Source organism: Roseovarius sp. S88 (genome assembly GCF_037023735.1).
GTDB classification, from domain to species: Bacteria; Pseudomonadota; Alphaproteobacteria; order Rhodobacterales; family Rhodobacteraceae; genus Roseovarius; species Roseovarius phycicola.
On sequence record NZ_CP146069.1, the window covers coordinates 2676319 to 2695363 of the forward strand.

Sequence of the window (19045 nt, forward strand, 5' to 3'; positions counted from 1 at the left end):
GGCTTACACCCCCATCTGCGATGGCCAGATCGGCATCTCAAGCCACCAGTTCCACCATTCCGGCCAGCCTTTGGTCCACACAGGGCCGGAAATGATGATACAGATCGCCGACCAGAACCCGGCATTGAGCGCCAGAAGAAGCCCGACACGGTGAATGCCCAGCGTGCCCACCGAATAGCCGATGAAATCACGAAAGAACGTGTCCTCATGATCCGGCGTGCGCATCTCTTCGCCCTTCTCAGGGTTCGCCGCACTCAGGATGAGACCACCATGCAACGCCAGAGCCAGAGTGGTGGTGAAAAAGAGCGTCACCGCCAGCATATGCGCCGGGTTGTAGTGGAAATGCAGATAGGCATAGCCGGTGTTGGACACCCAATCGAGATGGCTGAAAATACCATAGGGGAATCCATGCCCCCAGGCCCCCATCAGCACCGGACGGAACACCACCAGCGTGACATAGGCAAAGATTGCCACGCTGAAGGCAAAAGGCACGTGATAGCCCATCCCCAGCTTGCGACAGATCTCAACCTCTCTGAGCGCCCAGCTACAGAAAGCGCCAATGGCACAGATCGTGATGATCTGCCACAACCCGCCTTCCATCAACGGCGCGGCCCCAAGCCCATAGGACAGGTCCGGTGGGGCAATGTTTATGAGCCAGGGATTGAACGTGCCCTGATGCGCAGCCCCCCAGAAGATCAGGATCGTCCCCAGCGTCGCGAAGAAAAACGTCGTGACCCCGAAAAAGCCCACATAAAAAGGACCGACCCAGAAGTCGAACAAGTCGCCCCCGATCAAGGTCCCTCCGCGGACGCGGTATTTTCTTTCAAAGCTGAGCAACGCCATTGCTTCTCTCCGCTCTTTCAACCAGTGGCCATTTTGGCCCGGTCGATGTTATTCTTTTGGTATGTTGCGGGCAGGCGCTGGCCCGCCCGCAACAGTTTTCAACGAAGCAAGCCTTGATCACTCAGAGGCCGCAGCGCGTGACGCAGCCGCATTCTCGAACCAGTTGACCCCATTCGACAGAACCACCAGGTGGATCATCGCGGCCAAGAGGAACAGGAATGCACCCTGTGCGACAAACACACGGCGCGGATCGAAAACCAGCCAGATCTTGTAGAACTTAGACATTTCCGATCCTTCCTCAGAACCAAGGCGCCCAGATGTAGGTTGCAATATGCGCAACCAATGCAATCAGCGTGAACAGCCAAAGGCCGCTCATATAGACCGCATGCAACTCCTGGGCTTGCTCGTCGGTAAGACCCGTCATCGACAGGTCGGTGTTATCAGCCATGAACTTTCCTCCGGAACGTTATGCTGACGCCGCGTACCCCGCGGCCGGGTTCCCTGGGGGCCTTTCGGTCCTGGGGCGTCTGCCCGCCAAAGCGGAAAGGCAGAACGGATCTCGATCCTCACGCGCGATGCGCTCAGGCCGAGAAAATCAGTGGCGTGATCCGGTCTGCCTCTGACCAGGCCCGCGCCAGCGGCCCCCGGACATTCAGCGACTTCATGTTCACGATATCCCGCCCCCAGCGCCAAAAGGTAAAGGGCAGCGCCAGAAAGAAGATCGGCACGAAATAAAGCCAATATTCCAATGTCCTGCGGCGGTTTGTTGAACCGCGTTGGGGTGGGTTGGATGTCAGATCCGTCATAAGATCAATCCTCCTGTTGAAGTCTTGGCCCGCTGGGCGCGAGCGCTTGTATGGTTTCCAGAACGACCCGCGCGTCGCCCTGTCTGAGCGCCGCATCCTCGGCGGCGTCGCGGAGTGTCTTGGCGGCAGATATCCGCGTCAGCACCGGGTGGCTTTCCACAATCCGATCGAGTTCAGCCTGTGCATCCGTATCCCAGGGAAAATCCCGTCTGAGCGGTGTGGGCGTCGCGGCGGTGGCATCCATCTCGCTCGCGAGCGGCAGGATGTGAAACAGCGCGTCGAATAGCCCATTGCAAATCTCCTGGATCAGGTACGTCGCCCCGGCATAGCCCATGAACGGCGTGCCCGTGGCGCGTCGGATCGCGGCGCCGGGAAAACTCGCTGGCAAAAACGCGGGCTTCGGCCCATGCCCGGCCTGCATTTCGGCCAGATACATCTTTTCGTTGATCGACCCCATCAGGATCAGTGGGCGGTGCTGCTGAACAAGTGCGCGCACCTCTTCATTATTGGTCTTGCGCCCCGCCACGCGCGCCACCGCAAAGGCGCAAGGCAGGCCCATGTCATTTTCCAGGAAATTGCGCACGCCCCGCGCATAGGTTTCATTGGCCACGATACCAAAGCTGGCCGTGGCAAAGAAATCCTGCGTGACCGAGCGCCACAGATCCCAGACCGGCTTGATCGTCGAGTGTTTCTCGCGCTCAATAAAGGGTTCAGGATCAAGCTCCAGCAACTCGCCGAGCTTGCGCAGGAACTTCGTTGTGCTGTCCACACCAATGGGCGCTTGCAGATAGGGCTTCTCCAGAACCTCGCAGAGACCTCGGCCAAACTCGCGATACATGCAGATATTCACATCCGCATTCACCAGATCGCGCATCTCCGCCAGATGCGCGCCCATGGGCATCACCATGTTGACCTCGGCCCCGATCCCTTCGACCAGACGCCGGATTTCGGCGAGATCGGACGGCATATTGAACGTGCCATACATCGGCCCCAGGATGTTCACCCGTGGCTTGGCCCCCTCTTCGCGCTTTTTCTCACGTGGCATCCGGCCTTTGGTCATGCCGAACTCGGTAAAGAGCCAGGTCATCGCCCGATCCGCGGCCTCCCACTGATCTTCATCAATGGTGCGCGGCAGGAAACGTTGGATATTCGTGCCTTGCGGCGTGACCCCACCGCCGATCATCTCGGCAATCGAGCCTGTGACCACCACAGCGGGCAGCGCGGGATCAAGCGTGCCCCAGGCACGCTTCATCGCGCCTTCAGTGCCTTCCCGGCCCAGTTCTTCTTCGCCCAAGCCCGTGACCACAATTGGCAACTCATGCGGCGGCAGCGCATCGGTGTAGTGCAGAACAGACGTCACCGGCAGGTTCTCACAGCCCACTGGCCCGTCGATCACCACCTGCAGGCCCTTCACGGCACAAAAGGCGTAGACCGCCCCCCAATAGCCGCCCGCGCGATCATGATCTTGGATCAGCATCCCATGCCCTCCAGTTTCGAGGACAGCCCGGCTTCTTTCTTGTCAAAAATACCCAAAACCCCGCGGCTGGCCGCACCGCGCTGCGCACCGACGCGATACCGACGTAATACCGACGTGATACCGACGTGGATTTCTGAACCCCAAACGCGCATCAGATCATCTCCCGCGCTTTGGCGGCCCGCGCCGCTTTTTCGAGCTTCTTGAGGTTCGTGGCGCGGAAATCCTCGCGAATATTGGGGGTGCCTTCCCAGACCCCCGCAGTGTCACCAGAGCCCACACCTTCAAAGAACTCGCGCATATGATCCATGCGCTCCTTATTGGCGATGGCCGCATTGACCACATCGGCCAGACTGCCCGCGCCAGCGGGGCCCATCAAGGGCCGTGCCGAGATGAGGTTCGTGAAATAAAGCCCTGGAATACCGAGTTCTTTTGCCTTTTGCACAACCGGCGTTGTGCCAATGGCGAGGTCGGGTTTGATCCCTTCCATCGCCGCGCAATCCTCTTCCAGAGAGGCGCGGAATTTAATTTTGACTCCCTTGGCCTCAAGCCAGTCGATATCACTCTGAGACCAGGCGGTCTTGGGACAGGCGCTGCCCACATAAGGCACATCCGCACCGCTCTCGATCAAGAGCCGCGCCACCAGAAGCTCGCTGCCTTCATACCCGCTTAACGTAATGGTGCCATTGATGGGCTTGGCCCCCAAAGCGCCTTTGATGGCAGGAAGGAAGGTGTTCTGCGCCTTGGCGATGTCTTTTGCAGCAATTCCAAAGCTTTCGCCGATGGCTTTCAACCAGTCTGCGGTACCGTCATGGCCCACAGGCGCACTGCCGATGATGGGTCGCCCTGCGGCTTCGAATTCGCGAATGGCTGCGGTGTAGAACGGGTGGATCGCCGCCACAGCGCCACAATCAAGGGCGGCATAAAGCTCGCGCCACTCCCGGCACGGCACCACCGGTCCCGCTGCCAGCCCCATAGGCGCCAGCATCTGGCCGATCATCATCGGATCGGCGGGGAACATCTCGCCCAGCATGGTGACGGTTGGCCGATCCGATTTGCCACCCTCGGGCGCGGCCACAGGCCCCGCTTCGATCTCCTGGCGCGCGTAGTTGAGCATCGCCCCCGCCAGCACATCCTTGGCCTCGGCATGGGTCGGAATGCCAAATCCGGGCACATCAATGCCCACAATGCGCACACCGTTGATCTCATCCGGCAAAAGCCGCAGCGGCACGCCGCTTGCGGTGGGCACACAGAGGTTTGTCACCACAATGGCATCAAACCGGTCGGGGTCCGCCAATTCATGAACGGAATCGCGGATATCCTCAAAAAGCTTGCCGGTCACCAATGTCTCTGAGTTGAACGGCACATAGCCCACCGAGCGACGCGCACCGTAAAAGTGGCTTACAAACGTCAGCCCATAAACACAGCACGCCGAGCCACTCAAAACCGTCGCCACCCGCTTCATCCGCAGGCCCACACGCAAGCTTCCAAAAGCGGGACACATGCTCTGTGGCTTGTCATGCGGGCCTTGCGGGTAGTCGCGCGCATATTGGTCAAGCAAATCACTCTGCCCGGCCATGCGTGCGGCCACTTCCATATCCTTGCCGGAATGACATCCCAGCCCAGGATCACCGGTCAGTTCCGGCGCATCTTCACGCGGCTTGCCCTTGATCACTTCGGCCTCAGCGGCGCTGTCATATGTGACTTCGTCGCTCATGCGGTTTCTTCAACTGAAGGCGTGGCACCCGAGGCGCGAATGTCAAAAAGAAGCCTCTGCAGCTGGTCTTTGCGCGCCCGCTGAAGCATCGCGCGCACCTCGTCCAAACGGGTGTTTGAAGCGGTGTCAGACATCGTCATAGACCACCTCCAGGCTCACTTTCGGCTCGGCATTCTTGCCGCGCATATCCATGTCAGTGGCGGGTTCCAGCGTCACACCTGCACCCGTTTCCGAGCCGTCAAACAGCTCAAGCAACCCATCCTGATCCAGTGGCGCAGGCCGCACAGGCGGTGCGATACCAACCTCCTCAGCCAAGCCGGCAAAAAGGCTGCCCCATTGGCTTTCAGATGTGCCAACGATCTGATAATTCGCAGATTTCTTACGCAGATCATCATCCTGCGGAATGGACGCCAGAACCGGAATGTCGACAGCCTTAGCAAAAGCCTGCGCCTCGCCCGAGCCATCATCCTTGTTGATCACAAGTCCCGCGACACCTACGTTGCCACCCAGCTTGCGGAAATACTCCACCGCCGAGCAAACGTTGTTGGCCACATAAAGGCTCTGCAAATCATTGGAGCCGACCAGAATAACCTTCTGCGCCATGTCCCGCGCAATCGGCAGGCCAAAGCCGCCGCAGACCACGTCGCCCAAGAAATCGAGCAGGACATAGTCAAAGTCCCAATCATGGAAGCCCAGCTTTTCCAGTAACTCAAACCCGTGAATTATCCCGCGCCCGCCACAGCCCCGGCCCACTTCGGGTCCGCCAAGCTCCATGGCAAAGACGCCACCGCGCTTGAAACAGACATCGCCGATCTGAACCTGCTCACCAGCCAGGTTCTTCTTGGTCGAGGTCTCGATGATCGTAGGGCACGCCTTGCCCCCGAAAAGAAGGCTGGTGGTATCCGATTTCGGATCACAGCCAATGAGCAGCACGCGCTTGCCCTGCTCGGCCATCATGTGGCTGAGATTGGCCAGCGTGAACGACTTGCCGATCCCGCCCTTGCCATAGATCGCAATGATCTGGGTTTTCTTGGTGGGCTCGCTTTGCGGCACTTCCAGGGTCGGTTCCTCGGACGCCTCGTCGCGCAAGCGCTTGTCGAAGTCTTTCAGGTTTGGCACATCGTCTTTCACGCGGCGTCCTTCCAGTTTAAAATCATTTTCAGGCAATCGGGATCTTCGAAAGCCGTGGGATAGGCGTCTGTTGCGGTTTCTGCTGGCACGCTGTGTGTGATCAAACTGCGCAGGCTCAGCGCCCCACTATCGAGAAGCGCACTGACCGCAGTCAGGTCTTCGCGCGCCCATTCTGCCGCCACACGCAACCGCGCCTCTTTCATGAAGGCGGGCGGAAACGCAAAGCTCAGCCCTTGTGGGTAGAAACCCGCCAAGACAATCTCGCCACCTTTGGTCAGGCGGCCAATCAGGTCGTTGAGAATATCGGCATTGCCGGATGCATCATAAATCGCCTCATAGTCGCGACGTGGATCATCGGCTGGGTCGATGACCTCATAGCCTTCCGCCCCGCCGCGGCGCGCTTCGCTGATTTCCCAAACGGTTGGCGCCGGTGCGCCTGCCGCAATTGTCAGCCGCGCCAGAAGACGGCCCAGAACGCCATGCCCGACAATCAGGTCAGGCACGCGTTTGTTCAGCCCTGCCATCGCATGGCGGGCCGTCGCGGCCAGCGCCAAAAGCGCCCCTTCAGGGCCCATACCCGAATCGATGCGCGTCACCCGGTCGGCCCGCGTCACCAATCGAGACGCCGCGCCGCCGAAAAGACCGAACGCGTCGGCAAAGCAATCCGCACCGGGCACAAAGACCTGATCTCCGGGTTTGAACCCGGTGGCAGAGCCCGCCTCAACGACCTCGCCTGCGGCCTCGTATCCGGGCACCAAAGGATAGCCAGACCCCGGAAAAGGCGGCATTTCTCCGGTCCAGAAGAGTTTTTCGGTACCCGTGGAAATGCCTGAATAAGAGATGTCGACCACAAGGTCATCTTCGCCCGGCGGTTTCAGGGCCAAGGTATCCAGCCGAAGGTCTTTGGGACCATTCAAAAATACGGCACGGGCTTCCAAGTCTTCACTCCCCGGCCCGATCTTGAGTGCGAACTCATGTCGCATTTCGGGCCTGGGTGTAAGTTTATTGGCACAGCTTAAAGTGTCAAGTTTTCTTTACAGTTTTCTCTGACCCAGAAACTTGACAAGCCTCAATTTTTTGAAACATCACCGCCTGGTTTGCGACAACTCAAAGCGCTGGTGATGTAAGGCCGACGTGCCGATGGTATTTGAACGCCTTCAAACCCCGCCTCTCGGCACATGCGGGCAATGGTCTCTGCCGAACGCGCGCGACCAGTGCCCATCGCCATAGTGTAGAAGGCGAAATAAAGATCACCCGACCGATCAGATTTAGCACCACCCGCCATCGGCTCGGATATAATCAACCGCCCGCCTTTCGGCAGCGCCTCAAAAACTGCGCGCAACAGCGCCGCGACCGTTGCATCCTCATGGTCATAGAGAACCCGGATTAGAGAAACGACATCTGCGTCCCGCGGCAAAACATCCGTTCGAAAACTGCCCCCATGCAGGGCAACCCGCTTGCTGAGCTTGAGGTTGGCGATGCGGGTCTCGGCCTGCGGCATGACCTGGGGCAGATCAAACAGAATGCCGCGCGCCTGTTTATTGCGCCGCAGCACTTCGGCAAGAAACACACCAGAGCCACCGCCCACATCCATCACGGTGACATCGCCCTTGATCGGCAACATCGACAGGGTGTCGCGGGCCACCAAAACCTGGCTTTCGGCCATAAGCGTGGAATACCGGTCCGCCACGTCCGGGGCGATCTCCCCCTGCGCGCCAAACACATAGGGCCAGAACCGCGCCAAATGCGTCTCACCCTCCCCCCGCAAAAGCGCCACGGGATCGGCCATATCGGCATAGAATTCGCGATTGTGCCGGATCATGTTCTCCAACCCCGGCACACCCAGAATGGCCGCGCCCTTGCGTGCCAGCGCGTAACGCCCATCTCGCCGCCGTTTGAGCAGGCCAAGCGCCATGCCTCCGCGCAAAAGCTGATCCATACGGTCGGCCGGCACAGCATGGTCAAAGCCCAGTTTCTCGGCGCTTTGCGGCCCGTCAAGAAGCGTGTGCAAGACATTCAACTCGATCAGCGCGGCCAGCACCTGACTGGCCACAAATCCTTGCAAAATATCAAAAATTTCCGCGCCATCACGCCGCGCCATACCCCGCCCAAACGGCAGTGCACTGGCAATGTTCTGAAATCCGGGGCGCGCAATCAGCCGAGCAAACCACCCCGATGGCGACCAGCTCTGGCGCATATCCGGGTCCCGCACGGCCATGGGTGGCTATGTCCGGTATTTGGCAGGCATTTTCGGCATAATCGCCTGCGCCTGAAGCCGAACCATCTCGGCCAGCTGTGCCTCTCCGGGGCAGGATGGGATCGAGGCAATTGCGCCTGCCAGAATATCCTTGAGCCGCGAGACGGCCCCATCAACTCCGTATGTGGCCACCGCATTGGGTCGCCCATGAAGGTCGTCCTGTCCTACCGGTTTGCCAAGGCTTTCCTCATCAAGAACCGCGTCGCGCAGATCATCGGCCACCTGGAACGCCTCACCGATCAAAGCCCCGAGGTCATGCCAAGATTCGGCATCATGGCCCGCAGCAATCGCGCCCATTTCGGTGGCGGCGACAAAGAGCGCGGCGGTTTTGGACCGGTGATAGGCTGTCAGGTCAACTTCAGCCTCGCTTTCCCAACCTTGCCCAGCACATATGCCGCCCGGCATACCGGTGCGTTGTGCCAGGGACAGCACCAGTTTGGCCGCCCTGCTCTCGTCATGGTGTGCAGCGCGCGCCAGAACTTCAAAGGCCAGAATGATCAGGCTGTCACCCGTCAGCACCGCCAGCGGCTCGGAATAGGCCAGATGCACCGATGGCTTGCCCCGCCTGAGCGCGGCATCGTCAAAACACGGCAGATCATCATGCACCAGCGAGGCGCAATGGATCAGCTCCAGTGCTGCAGCAGCTGCATCAGTGAGCATCGGCTGATCATCGCCACAGGCCATCGCCACCGACAGCAGGATTGTGGGCCGGATGCGCGCGCCACCTGGTGTGGTGGCATAGCTGAGTGCCTCGGCCAGCTTGCCGGGAGCAGGCGCGGCCTGCGCGATCTCCAACGCGTTCAAAACGGCAGAGTTTATGCGGTGAGACAGCGGCATTTCAGGCTCCTAGCCAGGGGTCAAAAGCGGACTTGTCACGCAATCATGACAAGCAATGTGTAAACTATACTGGACACATTGATCCGTCGAGTCAACAATACCTCCATGATGGAACAGCGCGCCTCTGCCCAAGGATCGCGCCGGGTTGCCGTGATCGGCGCCGGGATCGGCGGGCTTGCGGCGGCTGCGCGGCTGGCCCATGCGGGTCTCGATGTGACGGTATTTGAACGCCACAGCCACGCGGGGGGCAAACTGCGTACCCTGCCCTCACCCGCCGGCCCCGTGGACACAGGGCCCACTGTGTTGACCATGCGCCCTGTTTTCGAAGAGCTGTTTGCCAGCATGGGCGAACGCCTTGAGGATCACGTAACCCTGATCCGGCAGCCGCTGGTTGCGCGCCATTTCTGGCCTGATGGCAGTCAGCTTGACCTTTTTGACAGCGAAGACGCCAGCGCGCAGGCCATTGCAGATTTTGCCGGACCCAAGGCGCAAGCCCAATTCCACCGCTTCTGCGCACGCGCGCGCGCACTCTTTAACGGCTTTGATGGGCCAATGATGCAAGCCGCGACACCCAGCCTGCCCAAGCTTGCGACACATGTGTTGATGCATCCGCATCTCATCCCCGAGATGGCCCCGCACAAAACCCTCGCGGGTCTTCTGGACAGCAGCTTTGACGACGCCCGTCTGGCTCAACTTTTTGGCCGCTATGCCACCTATGTCGGCGGCTCACCTTATCAGTCTCCCGCGCTTCTGTCGCTGATCTGGCAAGCCGAAGCAGCAGGCGTTTGGGTGGTCAATGGGGGCATGCATCAGCTGGCGCTGGCCCTCATGAACCTAGCCAAAGCGCGCGGAGCTGTGTTCCGTTTTGACGCGCATGTCGAACGCATAGAGGCTCAGAAAGGCGCGGTGCGCGGCATCCAGTTGCGCGATTGCAGCGTTATGACCGCCGACTGCGTTCTCTTCAACGGCGACCCCAAAGCGCTGACCACAGGCGCCCTCGGATTAGATGTGGCGCGTGTAGCGCCGCAAACCAAGCACGCTCAGCGCAGCCTCTCCGCCGAGGTCTGGGCCTTTGCCGCTACACCGCAGGGCCTCGATCTGGCGCATCACAATGTCTTTTTCCGTACCGACCCAAAGCCAGAATTTGAGGCCCTGATGCGCGGCGAGCGCGTAGCCGACCCCACGCTCTATGTCTGCGCCCAGGATCGCGGTCTGCCAGAGGCCCGGCCCGAACTGGAACGATTTGAGATCATCGCGAATGCCCCGCCCATGGGCGGCTGGCCTGCGCAAGAGGAGTTCACCAGATGTCAGACACGCACCTTCCGCACGCTGGACCGTTTCGGACTGAGCTTTGCACCGACACCGGGACGCGAGGCGCTGACAACACCTTCGGGCTTCGCCCGGCTGTTTCCCGCCTCGGACGGATCCCTCTACGGGCAGAGCCCGCATGGAACAATGGCGGCCTTTCAAAGGCCGACAGCACGGACCCCGGTCGCAGGGCTCTACTTGGTGGGGGGCGGGACCCATCCGGGGGCGGGCGTCCCGATGGCCACCCTCTCCGCCCGGCACGCGGCCGCGGCGATCTTGAGCGACCAAACTTCAACCTCTCCGTCCCGCCCAATGGCTATGCGTGGTGGTATATCGACGGGATCAAGGATGGCGGCGGACGCGCCATCTCCATCATCGCGTTCATAGGGTCAGTTTTTTCGCCCTGGTACGCCTGGTCAGGCCGCCGCAACCCGGAAAACCACGTCTGCATCAACGTCGCCACCTACGGACCCGGCGGGCGGTTTACCATGACCGACAGGGGGCAAAGCGCCCTGCGCCAGACCGAAGACAGCTTTACCGTTGGCCCCTCCTCGCTGCATTGGCGGAACGGACAACTCACTATCGAGATTGACGAAATCAGCTCTCCGCCGCTGGTCAGCCGCGTGCGCGGACGCGTGACAGTCACGCCCAGCGCGCTCAGCCAAGTGGAACTGCCGCTCACCGAGGACGGCGCGCATATCTGGCGCCCCTTCGCACCGACTGCCAAGATCGAGGTCGATCTGGATCGCGATGGCTGGCAATGGGACGGGCACGGCTATTTCGACGCCAATTTCGGCACCCGCGCACTGGAACAGGACTTCACTTACTGGACCTGGGGGCGCTTTCCCACGGGCGATGGCAGCACATGTTTTTATGACGCCACCCGGCTTGACGGTTCCGAGTTGGGCATGGGCATCCGCTTTGATGGCGAGGGCCATGCAGAGGTCGTCACGCCCCCACCCAAGACCCGCATGAAACGCAGCCTCTGGGCGCTCTACCGCGAAACCCGGGCAGATCCTGGGCACCAACCGACGCAAGTGATGCCGATGCTGGATGCCCCGTTTTACAATCGCGCCGCTGTGCGCACAGTGATCGAGGGAGAAGACACCGTAGGCGTACATGAAGCGCTTGATCTCAAACGCTTTCGCTCGCCCCTGCTAAAGCCCATACTGGCCCTGCGCGTCCCGCGTCGTCCGCATTGGACATTCAGAGGCTAAAAGCTTTCAGAAAGATTTGGCGTCACCCCGCCTTAGCCGCCTCGGGGTTCAGTCGCATCACAGAGTAGTTGAGCGCCCCCGCCGTCGACACCCATGCCAGATAAGGCACAAATAAAAGCCCCGCGATCCAGTCCACCTGCCAGAGCGCAATCATCCCGAAGAACACTGACAGCCAAAGCCCGATCAGCACAACCAGCCCCAGTTTGATCCGCTGCAGCCCAAAAAACACTGGTGTCCACAACCCATTGAGCGCGATCTGCAACGCCCATAGCGCCATGGCCACGCTATTGTCAGGTCGCACCGCCGCGCGCGCGCCTGCCGCTGCCATACAAAGGTAAAGCGTCGTCCAGGCCACGGGAAAGACCCAGTTGGGGGGCGTCCACGCGGGTTTACTCAACCCCTCGTACCACTTGCCCGGCGGGAAAAGCCCGCCCGTGGCCCCTGCCGACAGGCAGGCCACGAGGAATATGCCGAAAACAAGCCAGCTCATGCGACGCCAGTGGCGCGCGGTCGCGCTTGCCTCTGAGTGGCTTGCGTGACATCCCGCGCCCGCAAAGTCGCCATTGTTGAATAAAGCGCATCACTCCAATCCGGTGCGCGATGCGCAAGATCAGACGCCGCTTCGACAAGGTAAGCCGTTTCCGGCAAGGGGCGCGCATGAATCACCGATGAGCGCGGCATCACAAGCGTGCCCGCCGCGCGTCCCAGCGATAGCATCAACCAACCGATCTTTTGCGCGCCGGTTGTCCTGGCCCGGTTAGAAACCGAATCCATGTCCAGCCGCCGAAGCTGTGATCCAATCCCGGCATAGATGTAGCGCGCCGCGAAAATCCCAGGACGCGAGGACAGTGGAAGTGCCGCCACCCCGGCCTCAGAGCGTAGGTAAAGCGCATCCGCCTCCCGCAAGAGCCGTTTGATCACCCGGCGCAGGGCCATGGTCATTTCCGGCTTCTCCAGAAAACCGTCAACTTCCAGACCTTCATCAATCAGCCAATCCGTGGGCAAGTACAGCCGCCCTTCGCGCGCATCTTCGCCCACATCGCGGGCGATATTCGTCAGTTGCATCGCGACGCCCAGATCACAGGCCCGCGCCAGCGCATCGGCGTCGCGCACCCGCATCAGCACACACATCATCGCGCCGACTGCCGAAGCCACACGCGCCGAATAAGCGCGCAGGTCGGATAATGTCGCATAACGTCGTTCCATCGCATCCCATGCCAGCCCTTCGAGCAAAGCCTCGGGCAACTCACGCGGCATCCCAAATTCCTCAATCATCGCCGCAAAAGCCCGATCCGCAGGCGCATCACGCGGCGTGCCGCGATAGGCCAGATCCAGCCTTTCATGCAGGCGCAGCACCGCATCGGCCTTTTCCGCATGCAAATCCACCGCATCATCGGCCAGACGACAAAACGCATAAAGCGCCAAGGCCGGATCCCGCACCTTGCGCGGCAAAAGCTTGGAGGCGGCATGAAATGAGCGAGAGCCATCGCGAATGGCCTCTGCGCAATGCACCATATCCTTGGGCTGCATCATCGCGCTTTGACCTCTGCGGCGTCCGGAACAAGCTGACCCAGCACCTCGGCACTGGACACCACCCCCGGCAATCCTGCGCCGGGATGCGTACCCGCTCCAGTCAAATACAGCCCTTCAAGCTCTTCACTGACATTGTGCGGGCGGAACCAGGCACTTTGGAAAATGCGCGGCTCAAGGGAAAATCCAGTGCCATACGGGCTGAGATAGCGATCTCGGAACGTCTCGGGCGTAAACACTTCGGAGGCTGTGATCTTGCCCCCCAGCCCCGGCAAAAGCTGATCTTCGAGCACGGCTTGCACCTTGGCGCGGTAGCGTTCCGCGATCTCGGTCCACTCAACGCCGTTGTCATGCCCCAGATGCGGCACCGGGCTCAGCGCGTAGAACGTGTCATCGCCATCAGGCGCGGCTGTGGGGTCTGTCACCGTGGGCCGATGCACATAAAGGCTCATGTCCTCGGCCAGATGCCCCTTGATAAAGATGTCATCCACCAGCCCCTTGTAACGTGGTCCATTGAGGATTGTATGATGGCCCACATCCGCCCAGTCGCCGCGCGTGCCCTTGGTGCCGAAATACCAGACGAAAAGCCCCATGGACCATCGCGATTTCTTCAACCGTGGCGCGGTCCAGCGGCGGCGCGACACATTGCGCATCAGATGCGAATAAGTGTGCCCGGCATCCGCGTTTGAAACGACAACATCAGCAGCGACCACCTCTCCACCGGTGAGACGCACGCCAGCAGCACGGTTGGATTTAACAAGGATTTCATCCACTTCCGCCTTGTGGCGCACAAGGCCCCCCTGCTCTTGCACCACATCGGACATCGCCTTGGCAATCGCCTCGACCCCGCCCATGGCGTAGTGCACGCCGAACTCTTTTTCGAGATGGCTGACGAGGATATACATTGAGGTGACGCGGAACGGATCGCCCCCGATGAACAGCGGATGGAACGAAAACGCCATGCGCAACCGCTCATCACGAAACCGCTTGGCAGCATGGCCATAGACCGACCGGTCCGCGCGCAGCATCCCAAAGGTCGGCAGCACCTTGATCAGGTCCCAAAGCTTGTGCATTGAGCGCCGACCAAGGTCTTCGAACCCGAAGAGATAGCGCGCCTCGCTGTCTTTCAGGAACCTGTCATAACCCTTGGCGTCAGGCGGGCTCAGCCGGGCCACCTCGGCACGCATGGCATCGGTATCCTGCCGCGCGGTGAAGTGACTGCCATCGGGCCAGCGAATCTCATAAAACGGATCAAGCGGTCGCAGATCCACCTCAGCCTCGAAATCCCGCCCACAGGCCGCCCAGAGGTCGCGAAACACCTGCGGTACGGTCACGATCGTCGGCCCCAGATCAAAGCGATGCCCGTTCTGCCAAATCGCCGAACCACGTCCGCCCGGCCCTTCCAGCCGGTCTAGAACCGTCACGCGATACCCCTTGGCCCCAAGCCGCATCGCCGAGGCCAATCCGCCCAACCCCGCCCCGATCACAACCGCATGTGGCGCGGTGGCGCGTTCGACGGCCTGCTGAAGGGTCGGGTCTATACGTGTCAACATATTCAAACCCTACATGTGTCAATCTAAATTGACAATCTTGCATTCCCGCTCTTTTATCTAGAAACCAACGGCGCCCAATCGAAGGGCACGCTTTGAGGAATAGTGCGATCCAAACCGTAAGCCTCAGCTTTTTCCGCTTCCCGCGCGGTGCCGCGCGGCTCTGGGCCTTTGCCATGATGGGTCTGGCGCGGCCAAGCCTGCGCCGCGTGCCGGATATTGGCTTTTGGAAACTCTGCGGCTCGGGCACCGGCGAAGGGTTCACACCTATTCCAAATACCGGGGTCTATGCCATCCTCGCCACATGGCCAAACTTGAAGGTCGCCCAGGAACGTGTTGACTCAGAATGGATATTCAAACGCTACCAAGCCAAGTCCGAGGAAAACTACACACTGTTCATGAGCACGCTGTCCACACGCGGCATCTGGTCCGGTGTAGCTCCGTTTGACAGCAACCCGGTATCAGACACAGGTCCAATCGCCGCCCTCACCCGCGCCACGATCAGCCCACTGGCCGCGCTCAGTTTCTGGCGTCGGGTGCCGGACATCAGCACCGTGATCGGACAAGACCCCAATGTGGCCTTCAAGATCGGCATTGGCGAGATTCCTCTTCTGCACCAGATCACCTTTTCGGTCTGGCCAGACACGCATGTCATGGCCAATTTCGCCCGCAAGGACGGCCCGCACGCCCGCGCGATCAAGGCCGTGCGCGATGGAAACTGGTTCCGCGAAGAGCTTTATGCCCGGTTTCGCATCCTCGACAGCCGTGGCACATGGCACGGGCGCGACCCCCTTGAACATCTGAGGCACGCAGCATGACTTTGGCCTTCCCTTTTTCTGCCATCGTCGGTCAGGACACGATGAAGCAGGCCCTCATCCTGACCGCGATTGACCCTGGATTGGGCGGCGTTCTGGTTTTTGGCGACCGGGGCACGGGCAAATCCACCGCCGTGCGCGCCCTGGCGGCACTCCTGCCGCCCATCGAGGTGGTTGAGGGTTGCCCGGTGAACGCAGCGCGCCCCGAGGATTGCCCCGACTGGGCGGAGGTGCGCTCGAAGAAAATCGTCAAGCGCCCCACCCCGGTGGTCGACTTGCCCCTTGGCGTCACCGAGGACCGCGTGACCGGCGCGCTCGATATTGAACGCGCTTTGACCCAAGGCGAGAAGAGCTTTGAATCGGGCCTTCTGGCCCGCGCCAATCGGGGGTATCTCTATATTGACGAGGTGAACCTGCTTGAGGATCACATCGTCGATCTGTTGCTCGACGTGGCACAATCGGGCGTCAACGCGGTCGAGCGCGAAGGGCTCTCGATCCGGCACGCCGCCCGCTTTGTGCTCGTTGGCTCCGGCAACCCCGAGGAGGGCGAGCTGCGCCCGCAACTGCTTGATCGCTTTGGTCTTTCTGTCGAAGTCATGTCACCCACCGACATTGACGAACGGATCGAGGTGATCCGCCGCCGAGACGCGTTTGAAACCGATACGGACCGGTTCATGACCAAGTGGAAACGCCAGGACGGCAAGATCCGCAAGGCGATCCTGACCGCGCGGGACAGGCTGCGCGACACGGAAAGCAGCGATGCGATCCTCAAAGACTGCGCCGCGCTGAGCCTTGCGCTTGGCACGGATGGTCTGCGTGGGGAACTCACTTTGCTGCGCGCCGCGCGGGCCTTGGCCGCTTATGAAGGCGCGCCCGCCATCACCCGCGCGCATCTGAGCAAGGTCGCCCCGCTGGCTCTGGCCCATCGGTTGCGGCGCGACCCGCTGGACGAGGCCGGGTCGGTGACCCGTGTCACCCGTATGGTTGCGGACGTTCTGGGATGACCCGACCCGCCGCGGCGACCCGAATGGAACGCGCGCTGGCGGCGTTGGCGGTGGACCCCGGAGGACTCAAGGGCATGGTCCTGCGGGCGCGCATGTCGCCCGTGCGGCAGGCATTTGAAACTGCGCTGAAGCACATGCCAGATGCACCGCGCCGCATTCATCCCGGCATTTCTGATTTGCAGCTCTTTGGCGGCCTCAACATCGCAGCGTCACTGGCTGAGGGCCGACCCGTGCGGGATAAGGGGCTCTTTGAGACGCCAGGGCTTCTGGTCCTGACCATGGCGGAACGCACTGGCGCTGATTTGGCGGCGAGGTTGGCGCAAATTCTGGATGCCGATACTGGCCACGCCCTGGTGCTTCTGGACGAAGGGGCTACGGCGGAAGAAGCCCCGCCTTTATCCCTGCAAGACCGGCTCGCCTTTCATATTGAACCTCAGGATGAGGCGCTTAGGACCCAAGCGTTGCGCCTGCCTGCACGCGCCGATCTGGACACGGCGCGCAAGGGTTTGGCACGCATTGCCGTGCCCGATGATGCCATGGGGCTTCTGGTGGCCCTGGCCGCGCGGTTCGGGATCGACAGCCTGCGCGCGCCCCTTTTGGCCCTGCGCACTGCGCGCGCTCTCACGGCTCTGGACCGTGAAAAGTCAGTAGGCGAAGCGGCCTTGATGGAAGCGGTCGAACTGGTCTACCCCAGCCGCGCCACGCGTTTTCCGGCAGAGGCAGAAGATTCCGCTATGGACCCGCCGCCAGACACGCCCCAGCCGCCGGACGACGCGACAGATGAGGGCAGCGGCAAAGGTGCAGGCGAATTGCCCGATGAAATCCTGGTACAGGCGATTGCCGCCTTGCTGCCGCCCGATTTACTGGACCGCCTCAAAGTGGCCCGCGCCGCCCAAGCCCGCGCTGCCAGCAGTGGCGCTGGCTCCAAACGGCGTGGCAACCGTCGGGGGCGGCCTTTGCCCTCGCGCCCCGGTCGTCCGTCGCAGCAAGCGCGCATTGATCCCGTCGCCACCCTGCGTAGCGCCGCCCCCTGGCAGCGCCTGCGCCGCACGCCGCAGAATGCGCACCGCCCGGTGATCATCTATCCCTCAGACATTCGCCTGCGCCGTTTTGAGGACCGGTCAGACCGGCTTCTCATCTTCACTGTGGATGCCTCCGGCTCTTCCGCCGTCGCCCGTCTGGCCGAAGCCAAAGGGGCTGTGGAACTGATGCTGGCGCAGGCTTACGCACGGCGCGATCACGTCGCCCTTGTTGCGTTTCGTGGTGACGGAGCCGAGCTTCTCTTGCCGCCGACGCGCTCGCTGGTGCAGGCCAAACGACAGCTCTCTTCCCTGCCCGGCGGGGGCGGCACACCGTTGGCAGCGGGGTTGGTCGCCGCGTCAGAACTCGCCCAACACGCCCGTGGACGTGGGATGAGCCCCACCCTTGTCTTGCTGACCGACGGTCGCGCAAACATCCCGCTCAGCGGCACGCCTGATCGTGCTGAGGCCCGGCAAGACGCCGAAACCATCGCCGCAGGTCTGGCGCGCCAAGGCATACCTGGTGTGCTCGTCGACACCGCCAACCGCCCCGCCGAGAACGCCCGAAACATTGCCGCGAGGCTAGGGGCAGACTACCTCGCCCTGCCCCGTGCCGACGCGCACAAGATCAGCGCCTCGGTGACTGCCGCGCTGGAGCATTGAGCAGTGGATTGGGAGCGTGACCTCCCCGATTGGCCGCTCAGCGCGCAATCCCGACGCATCCAACACCGCCCCCATAACTGGCATGTGCAAGAACTGGGCAAGGGTCCGCTCCTTCTGTTGCTGCATGGGGCCGGGGCGACAACCCATACGTGGCGAGATCTGATCCCCACACTGGCCAAAACCCACCGCGTCATCGCGCTTGATCTTCCCGGGCACGGGTTCACGCAGGCCGGAAGCCGGTTTCGCCTCGGGCTTGAGCGTACTGCTGATGACATCGCGGCCCTTTGCGCCGCCGAAGGCTGGCACCCGTCAACGCTCATCGGCCATTCTGCTGGGGGCGCAGTCGCGCTTGAACTGTCGCTACGCCTCACAACACCAGAGGGCAAACCACCCGCGGTCATCGGCATCAACGCCGCCCTTGACCGGTTTGAAGGCATGGCCGGGTGGCTTTTTCCCATGCTCGCCAAATTTCTGGCCATGAACCCACTCACGGCCATGGCCTTTGCCGCAGGGGGCGGACGGCCAGACCGCGCGCGCAATGTGATCCGCTCTACCGGCTCGACCCTGAGCGAAGAAGGTCTGGCCTTTTACAGCCGCCTGCTCTCTGACCGCGCCCATGTGGACGGAACCTTGCAAATGATGGCGGCCTGGAACACTGACGGTATCTGGGGCCGCATGCCTCAGGTCACCGCACCCTGCCTTTTGATCACCGGAGAGAAAGACGGGGCCGTGCCGCCCTCCGTCTCAGAGCGCGCCGCCGCGCGCCTGCCCAATGCAAAGGTGCAGAAACTCGACGGTTTGGGGCATCTGGCACATGAAGAAGCCCCGACAGAAGTCACCAAGATCATCCTCGATTGGCTGGAGACCTGAAGTC

The 19045-nt window shown here is 61.4% G+C and carries 21 protein-coding genes; 6 read left to right on the top strand and 15 right to left on the bottom strand.

Going from position 1 to position 19045, the window contains the following annotated elements:
• Positions 1-3: 3 nt before the first annotated feature.
• The 12 genes from pufL to RZ517_RS13665 all read right to left on the bottom strand — a co-directional run bounded on the left by pufL (position 4) and on the right by RZ517_RS13665 (position 9065).
• Entirely contained in the window at positions 4-843 is an 840-nt protein-coding gene (gene pufL / locus RZ517_RS13610; RefSeq protein ID WP_317057451.1) for a photosynthetic reaction center subunit L, read from the bottom strand.
• A gap of 117 nt (positions 844-960) precedes the next feature.
• A complete protein-coding gene (gene pufA, locus RZ517_RS13615; RefSeq protein ID WP_317057450.1) occupies positions 961-1128 on the bottom strand; it encodes a light-harvesting antenna LH1, alpha subunit in 168 nt (55 codons plus the stop codon).
• A 13-nt stretch (positions 1129-1141) separates the two neighbouring features.
• The gene (gene pufB / locus RZ517_RS13620; protein ID WP_317057449.1) at positions 1142-1291 is read right to left on the bottom strand and encodes a light-harvesting antenna LH1, beta subunit; all 150 of its coding nucleotides are present in this window, start codon (positions 1289-1291) and stop codon (positions 1142-1144) included.
• A 133-nt stretch (positions 1292-1424) separates the two neighbouring features.
• Positions 1425-1649, bottom strand: a complete 225-nt coding sequence (pufQ, locus tag RZ517_RS13625; RefSeq protein ID WP_317057448.1) for a cytochrome PufQ — start codon at positions 1647-1649, stop codon at positions 1425-1427.
• A gap of 4 nt (positions 1650-1653) precedes the next feature.
• Positions 1654-3126 (bottom strand): chlorophyllide a reductase subunit Z, encoded by a 1473-nt coding sequence (gene bchZ, locus RZ517_RS13630; RefSeq protein ID WP_338548731.1) that lies wholly within the window; start codon positions 3124-3126, stop codon positions 1654-1656.
• Positions 3120-3278, bottom strand: coding sequence for a hypothetical protein (locus RZ517_RS13635; RefSeq protein ID WP_317057446.1), 159 nt, complete (start codon positions 3276-3278; stop codon positions 3120-3122). Before RZ517_RS13635 ends, bchZ begins: the two co-directional genes overlap by 7 nt.
• The gene (bchY, locus tag RZ517_RS13640) at positions 3278-4840 is read right to left on the bottom strand and encodes a chlorophyllide a reductase subunit Y (RefSeq protein ID WP_338548732.1); all 1563 of its coding nucleotides are present in this window, start codon (positions 4838-4840) and stop codon (positions 3278-3280) included. Before bchY ends, RZ517_RS13635 begins: the two co-directional genes overlap by 1 nt.
• Positions 4837-4980 carry a hypothetical protein gene (locus RZ517_RS13645; RefSeq protein WP_338548733.1) on the bottom strand — a complete coding sequence of 48 codons (144 nt, stop codon included), beginning with the start codon at positions 4978-4980 and terminating at the stop codon, positions 4837-4839. The genes bchY and RZ517_RS13645 overlap by 4 nt, the downstream gene beginning before the upstream one ends.
• A complete protein-coding gene (locus RZ517_RS13650) occupies positions 4967-5971 on the bottom strand; it encodes a chlorophyllide a reductase iron protein subunit X (protein ID WP_338548734.1) in 1005 nt (334 codons plus the stop codon). Before RZ517_RS13650 ends, RZ517_RS13645 begins: the two co-directional genes overlap by 14 nt.
• Complete coding sequence (bchC, locus tag RZ517_RS13655) at positions 5968-6954, bottom strand: chlorophyll synthesis pathway protein BchC (protein WP_422395542.1); 987 nt, start codon at positions 6952-6954, stop codon at positions 5968-5970. Before bchC ends, RZ517_RS13650 begins: the two co-directional genes overlap by 4 nt.
• An 86-nt stretch (positions 6955-7040) precedes the next feature.
• On the bottom strand, positions 7041-8189 hold the full coding sequence (locus tag RZ517_RS13660; protein ID WP_338548735.1) for a methyltransferase: 1149 nt from the start codon (positions 8187-8189) through the stop codon (positions 7041-7043).
• A 6-nt stretch (positions 8190-8195) separates the two neighbouring features.
• On the bottom strand, positions 8196-9065 hold the full coding sequence (locus tag RZ517_RS13665) for a polyprenyl synthetase family protein (RefSeq protein WP_338548736.1): 870 nt from the start codon (positions 9063-9065) through the stop codon (positions 8196-8198).
• 108 nt (positions 9066-9173) lie between these two features.
• Here RZ517_RS13665 and crtD point away from each other — a divergent pair, with 108 nt between their 5' ends.
• Both crtD and crtC read left to right on the top strand, forming a co-directional pair.
• Positions 9174-10760 carry a 1-hydroxycarotenoid 3,4-desaturase CrtD gene (crtD, locus tag RZ517_RS13670; protein ID WP_422395583.1) on the top strand — a complete coding sequence of 529 codons (1587 nt, stop codon included), beginning with the start codon at positions 9174-9176 and terminating at the stop codon, positions 10758-10760.
• On the top strand, positions 10715-11590 hold the full coding sequence (gene crtC / locus RZ517_RS13675; RefSeq protein WP_338551161.1) for a carotenoid 1,2-hydratase: 876 nt from the start codon (positions 10715-10717) through the stop codon (positions 11588-11590). Before crtD ends, crtC begins: the two co-directional genes overlap by 46 nt.
• 22 nt (positions 11591-11612) lie before the next feature.
• Here the strand turns inward: crtC and tspO are convergent, their stop codons facing one another.
• The 3 genes from tspO to RZ517_RS13690 are packed head-to-tail and all read right to left on the bottom strand — an operon-like array spanning position 11613 to position 14673.
• The gene (gene tspO, locus RZ517_RS13680; protein WP_338548739.1) at positions 11613-12080 is read right to left on the bottom strand and encodes a tryptophan-rich sensory protein TspO; all 468 of its coding nucleotides are present in this window, start codon (positions 12078-12080) and stop codon (positions 11613-11615) included.
• Positions 12077-13123 carry a 15-cis-phytoene synthase gene (crtB, locus tag RZ517_RS13685; RefSeq protein WP_338548740.1) on the bottom strand — a complete coding sequence of 349 codons (1047 nt, stop codon included), beginning with the start codon at positions 13121-13123 and terminating at the stop codon, positions 12077-12079. The genes tspO and crtB overlap by 4 nt, the downstream gene beginning before the upstream one ends.
• Positions 13120-14673: a phytoene desaturase gene (locus RZ517_RS13690; RefSeq protein ID WP_338548741.1), complete on the bottom strand. Its 1554-nt coding sequence runs from the start codon at positions 14671-14673 to the stop codon at positions 13120-13122. Before RZ517_RS13690 ends, crtB begins: the two co-directional genes overlap by 4 nt.
• Positions 14674-14765: 92 nt before the next feature.
• Here RZ517_RS13690 and crtA point away from each other — a divergent pair, with 92 nt between their 5' ends.
• The 4 genes from crtA to bchO are packed head-to-tail and all read left to right on the top strand — an operon-like array spanning position 14766 to position 19041.
• On the top strand, positions 14766-15488 hold the full coding sequence (crtA, locus tag RZ517_RS13695) for a spheroidene monooxygenase (RefSeq protein ID WP_422395543.1): 723 nt from the start codon (positions 14766-14768) through the stop codon (positions 15486-15488).
• A complete protein-coding gene (gene bchI / locus RZ517_RS13700) occupies positions 15485-16489 on the top strand; it encodes a magnesium chelatase ATPase subunit I (RefSeq protein ID WP_338548742.1) in 1005 nt (334 codons plus the stop codon). Before crtA ends, bchI begins: the two co-directional genes overlap by 4 nt.
• The gene (locus tag RZ517_RS13705) at positions 16486-18171 is read left to right on the top strand and encodes a magnesium chelatase subunit D (protein ID WP_338548743.1); all 1686 of its coding nucleotides are present in this window, start codon (positions 16486-16488) and stop codon (positions 18169-18171) included. Before bchI ends, RZ517_RS13705 begins: the two co-directional genes overlap by 4 nt.
• Before the next feature lie 3 nt (positions 18172-18174).
• Positions 18175-19041 carry an alpha/beta fold hydrolase BchO gene (gene bchO, locus RZ517_RS13710; protein WP_338548744.1) on the top strand — a complete coding sequence of 289 codons (867 nt, stop codon included), beginning with the start codon at positions 18175-18177 and terminating at the stop codon, positions 19039-19041.
• The last annotated feature ends 4 nt before the right edge of the window (positions 19042-19045 follow it).

Coding starts and splice junctions, on each gene's coding strand:
- pufL (WP_317057451.1), bottom strand. CDS start 843: ATGGCGTTGCTCAGCTTTGAAAGAAAATACCGCGTCCGCGGAGGGACC.
- pufA (WP_317057450.1), bottom strand. CDS start 1,128: ATGTCTAAGTTCTACAAGATCTGGCTGGTTTTCGATCCGCGCCGTGTG.
- pufB (WP_317057449.1), bottom strand. CDS start 1,291: ATGGCTGATAACACCGACCTGTCGATGACGGGTCTTACCGACGAGCAA.
- pufQ (WP_317057448.1), bottom strand. CDS start 1,649: ATGACGGATCTGACATCCAACCCACCCCAACGCGGTTCAACAAACCGC.
- bchZ (WP_338548731.1), bottom strand. CDS start 3,126: ATGCTGATCCAAGATCATGATCGCGCGGGCGGCTATTGGGGGGCGGTC.
- RZ517_RS13635 (WP_317057446.1), bottom strand. CDS start 3,278: ATGCGCGTTTGGGGTTCAGAAATCCACGTCGGTATCACGTCGGTATTA.
- bchY (WP_338548732.1), bottom strand. CDS start 4,840: ATGAGCGACGAAGTCACATATGACAGCGCCGCTGAGGCCGAAGTGATC.
- RZ517_RS13645 (WP_338548733.1), bottom strand. CDS start 4,980: ATGACGATGTCTGACACCGCTTCAAACACCCGTTTGGACGAGGTGCGC.
- bchC (WP_422395542.1), bottom strand. CDS start 6,954: ATGCGACATGAGTTCGCACTCAAGATCGGGCCGGGGAGTGAAGACTTG.
- RZ517_RS13660 (WP_338548735.1), bottom strand. CDS start 8,189: ATGGCCGTGCGGGACCCGGATATGCGCCAGAGCTGGTCGCCATCGGGG.
- RZ517_RS13665 (WP_338548736.1), bottom strand. CDS start 9,065: ATGCCGCTGTCTCACCGCATAAACTCTGCCGTTTTGAACGCGTTGGAG.
- crtD (WP_422395583.1), top strand. CDS start 9,174: ATGGAACAGCGCGCCTCTGCCCAAGGATCGCGCCGGGTTGCCGTGATC.
- tspO (WP_338548739.1), bottom strand. CDS start 12,080: ATGAGCTGGCTTGTTTTCGGCATATTCCTCGTGGCCTGCCTGTCGGCA.
- crtB (WP_338548740.1), bottom strand. CDS start 13,123: ATGATGCAGCCCAAGGATATGGTGCATTGCGCAGAGGCCATTCGCGAT.
- RZ517_RS13690 (WP_338548741.1), bottom strand. CDS start 14,673: ATGTTGACACGTATAGACCCGACCCTTCAGCAGGCCGTCGAACGCGCC.
- bchI (WP_338548742.1), top strand. CDS start 15,485: ATGACTTTGGCCTTCCCTTTTTCTGCCATCGTCGGTCAGGACACGATG.
- RZ517_RS13705 (WP_338548743.1), top strand. CDS start 16,486: ATGACCCGACCCGCCGCGGCGACCCGAATGGAACGCGCGCTGGCGGCG.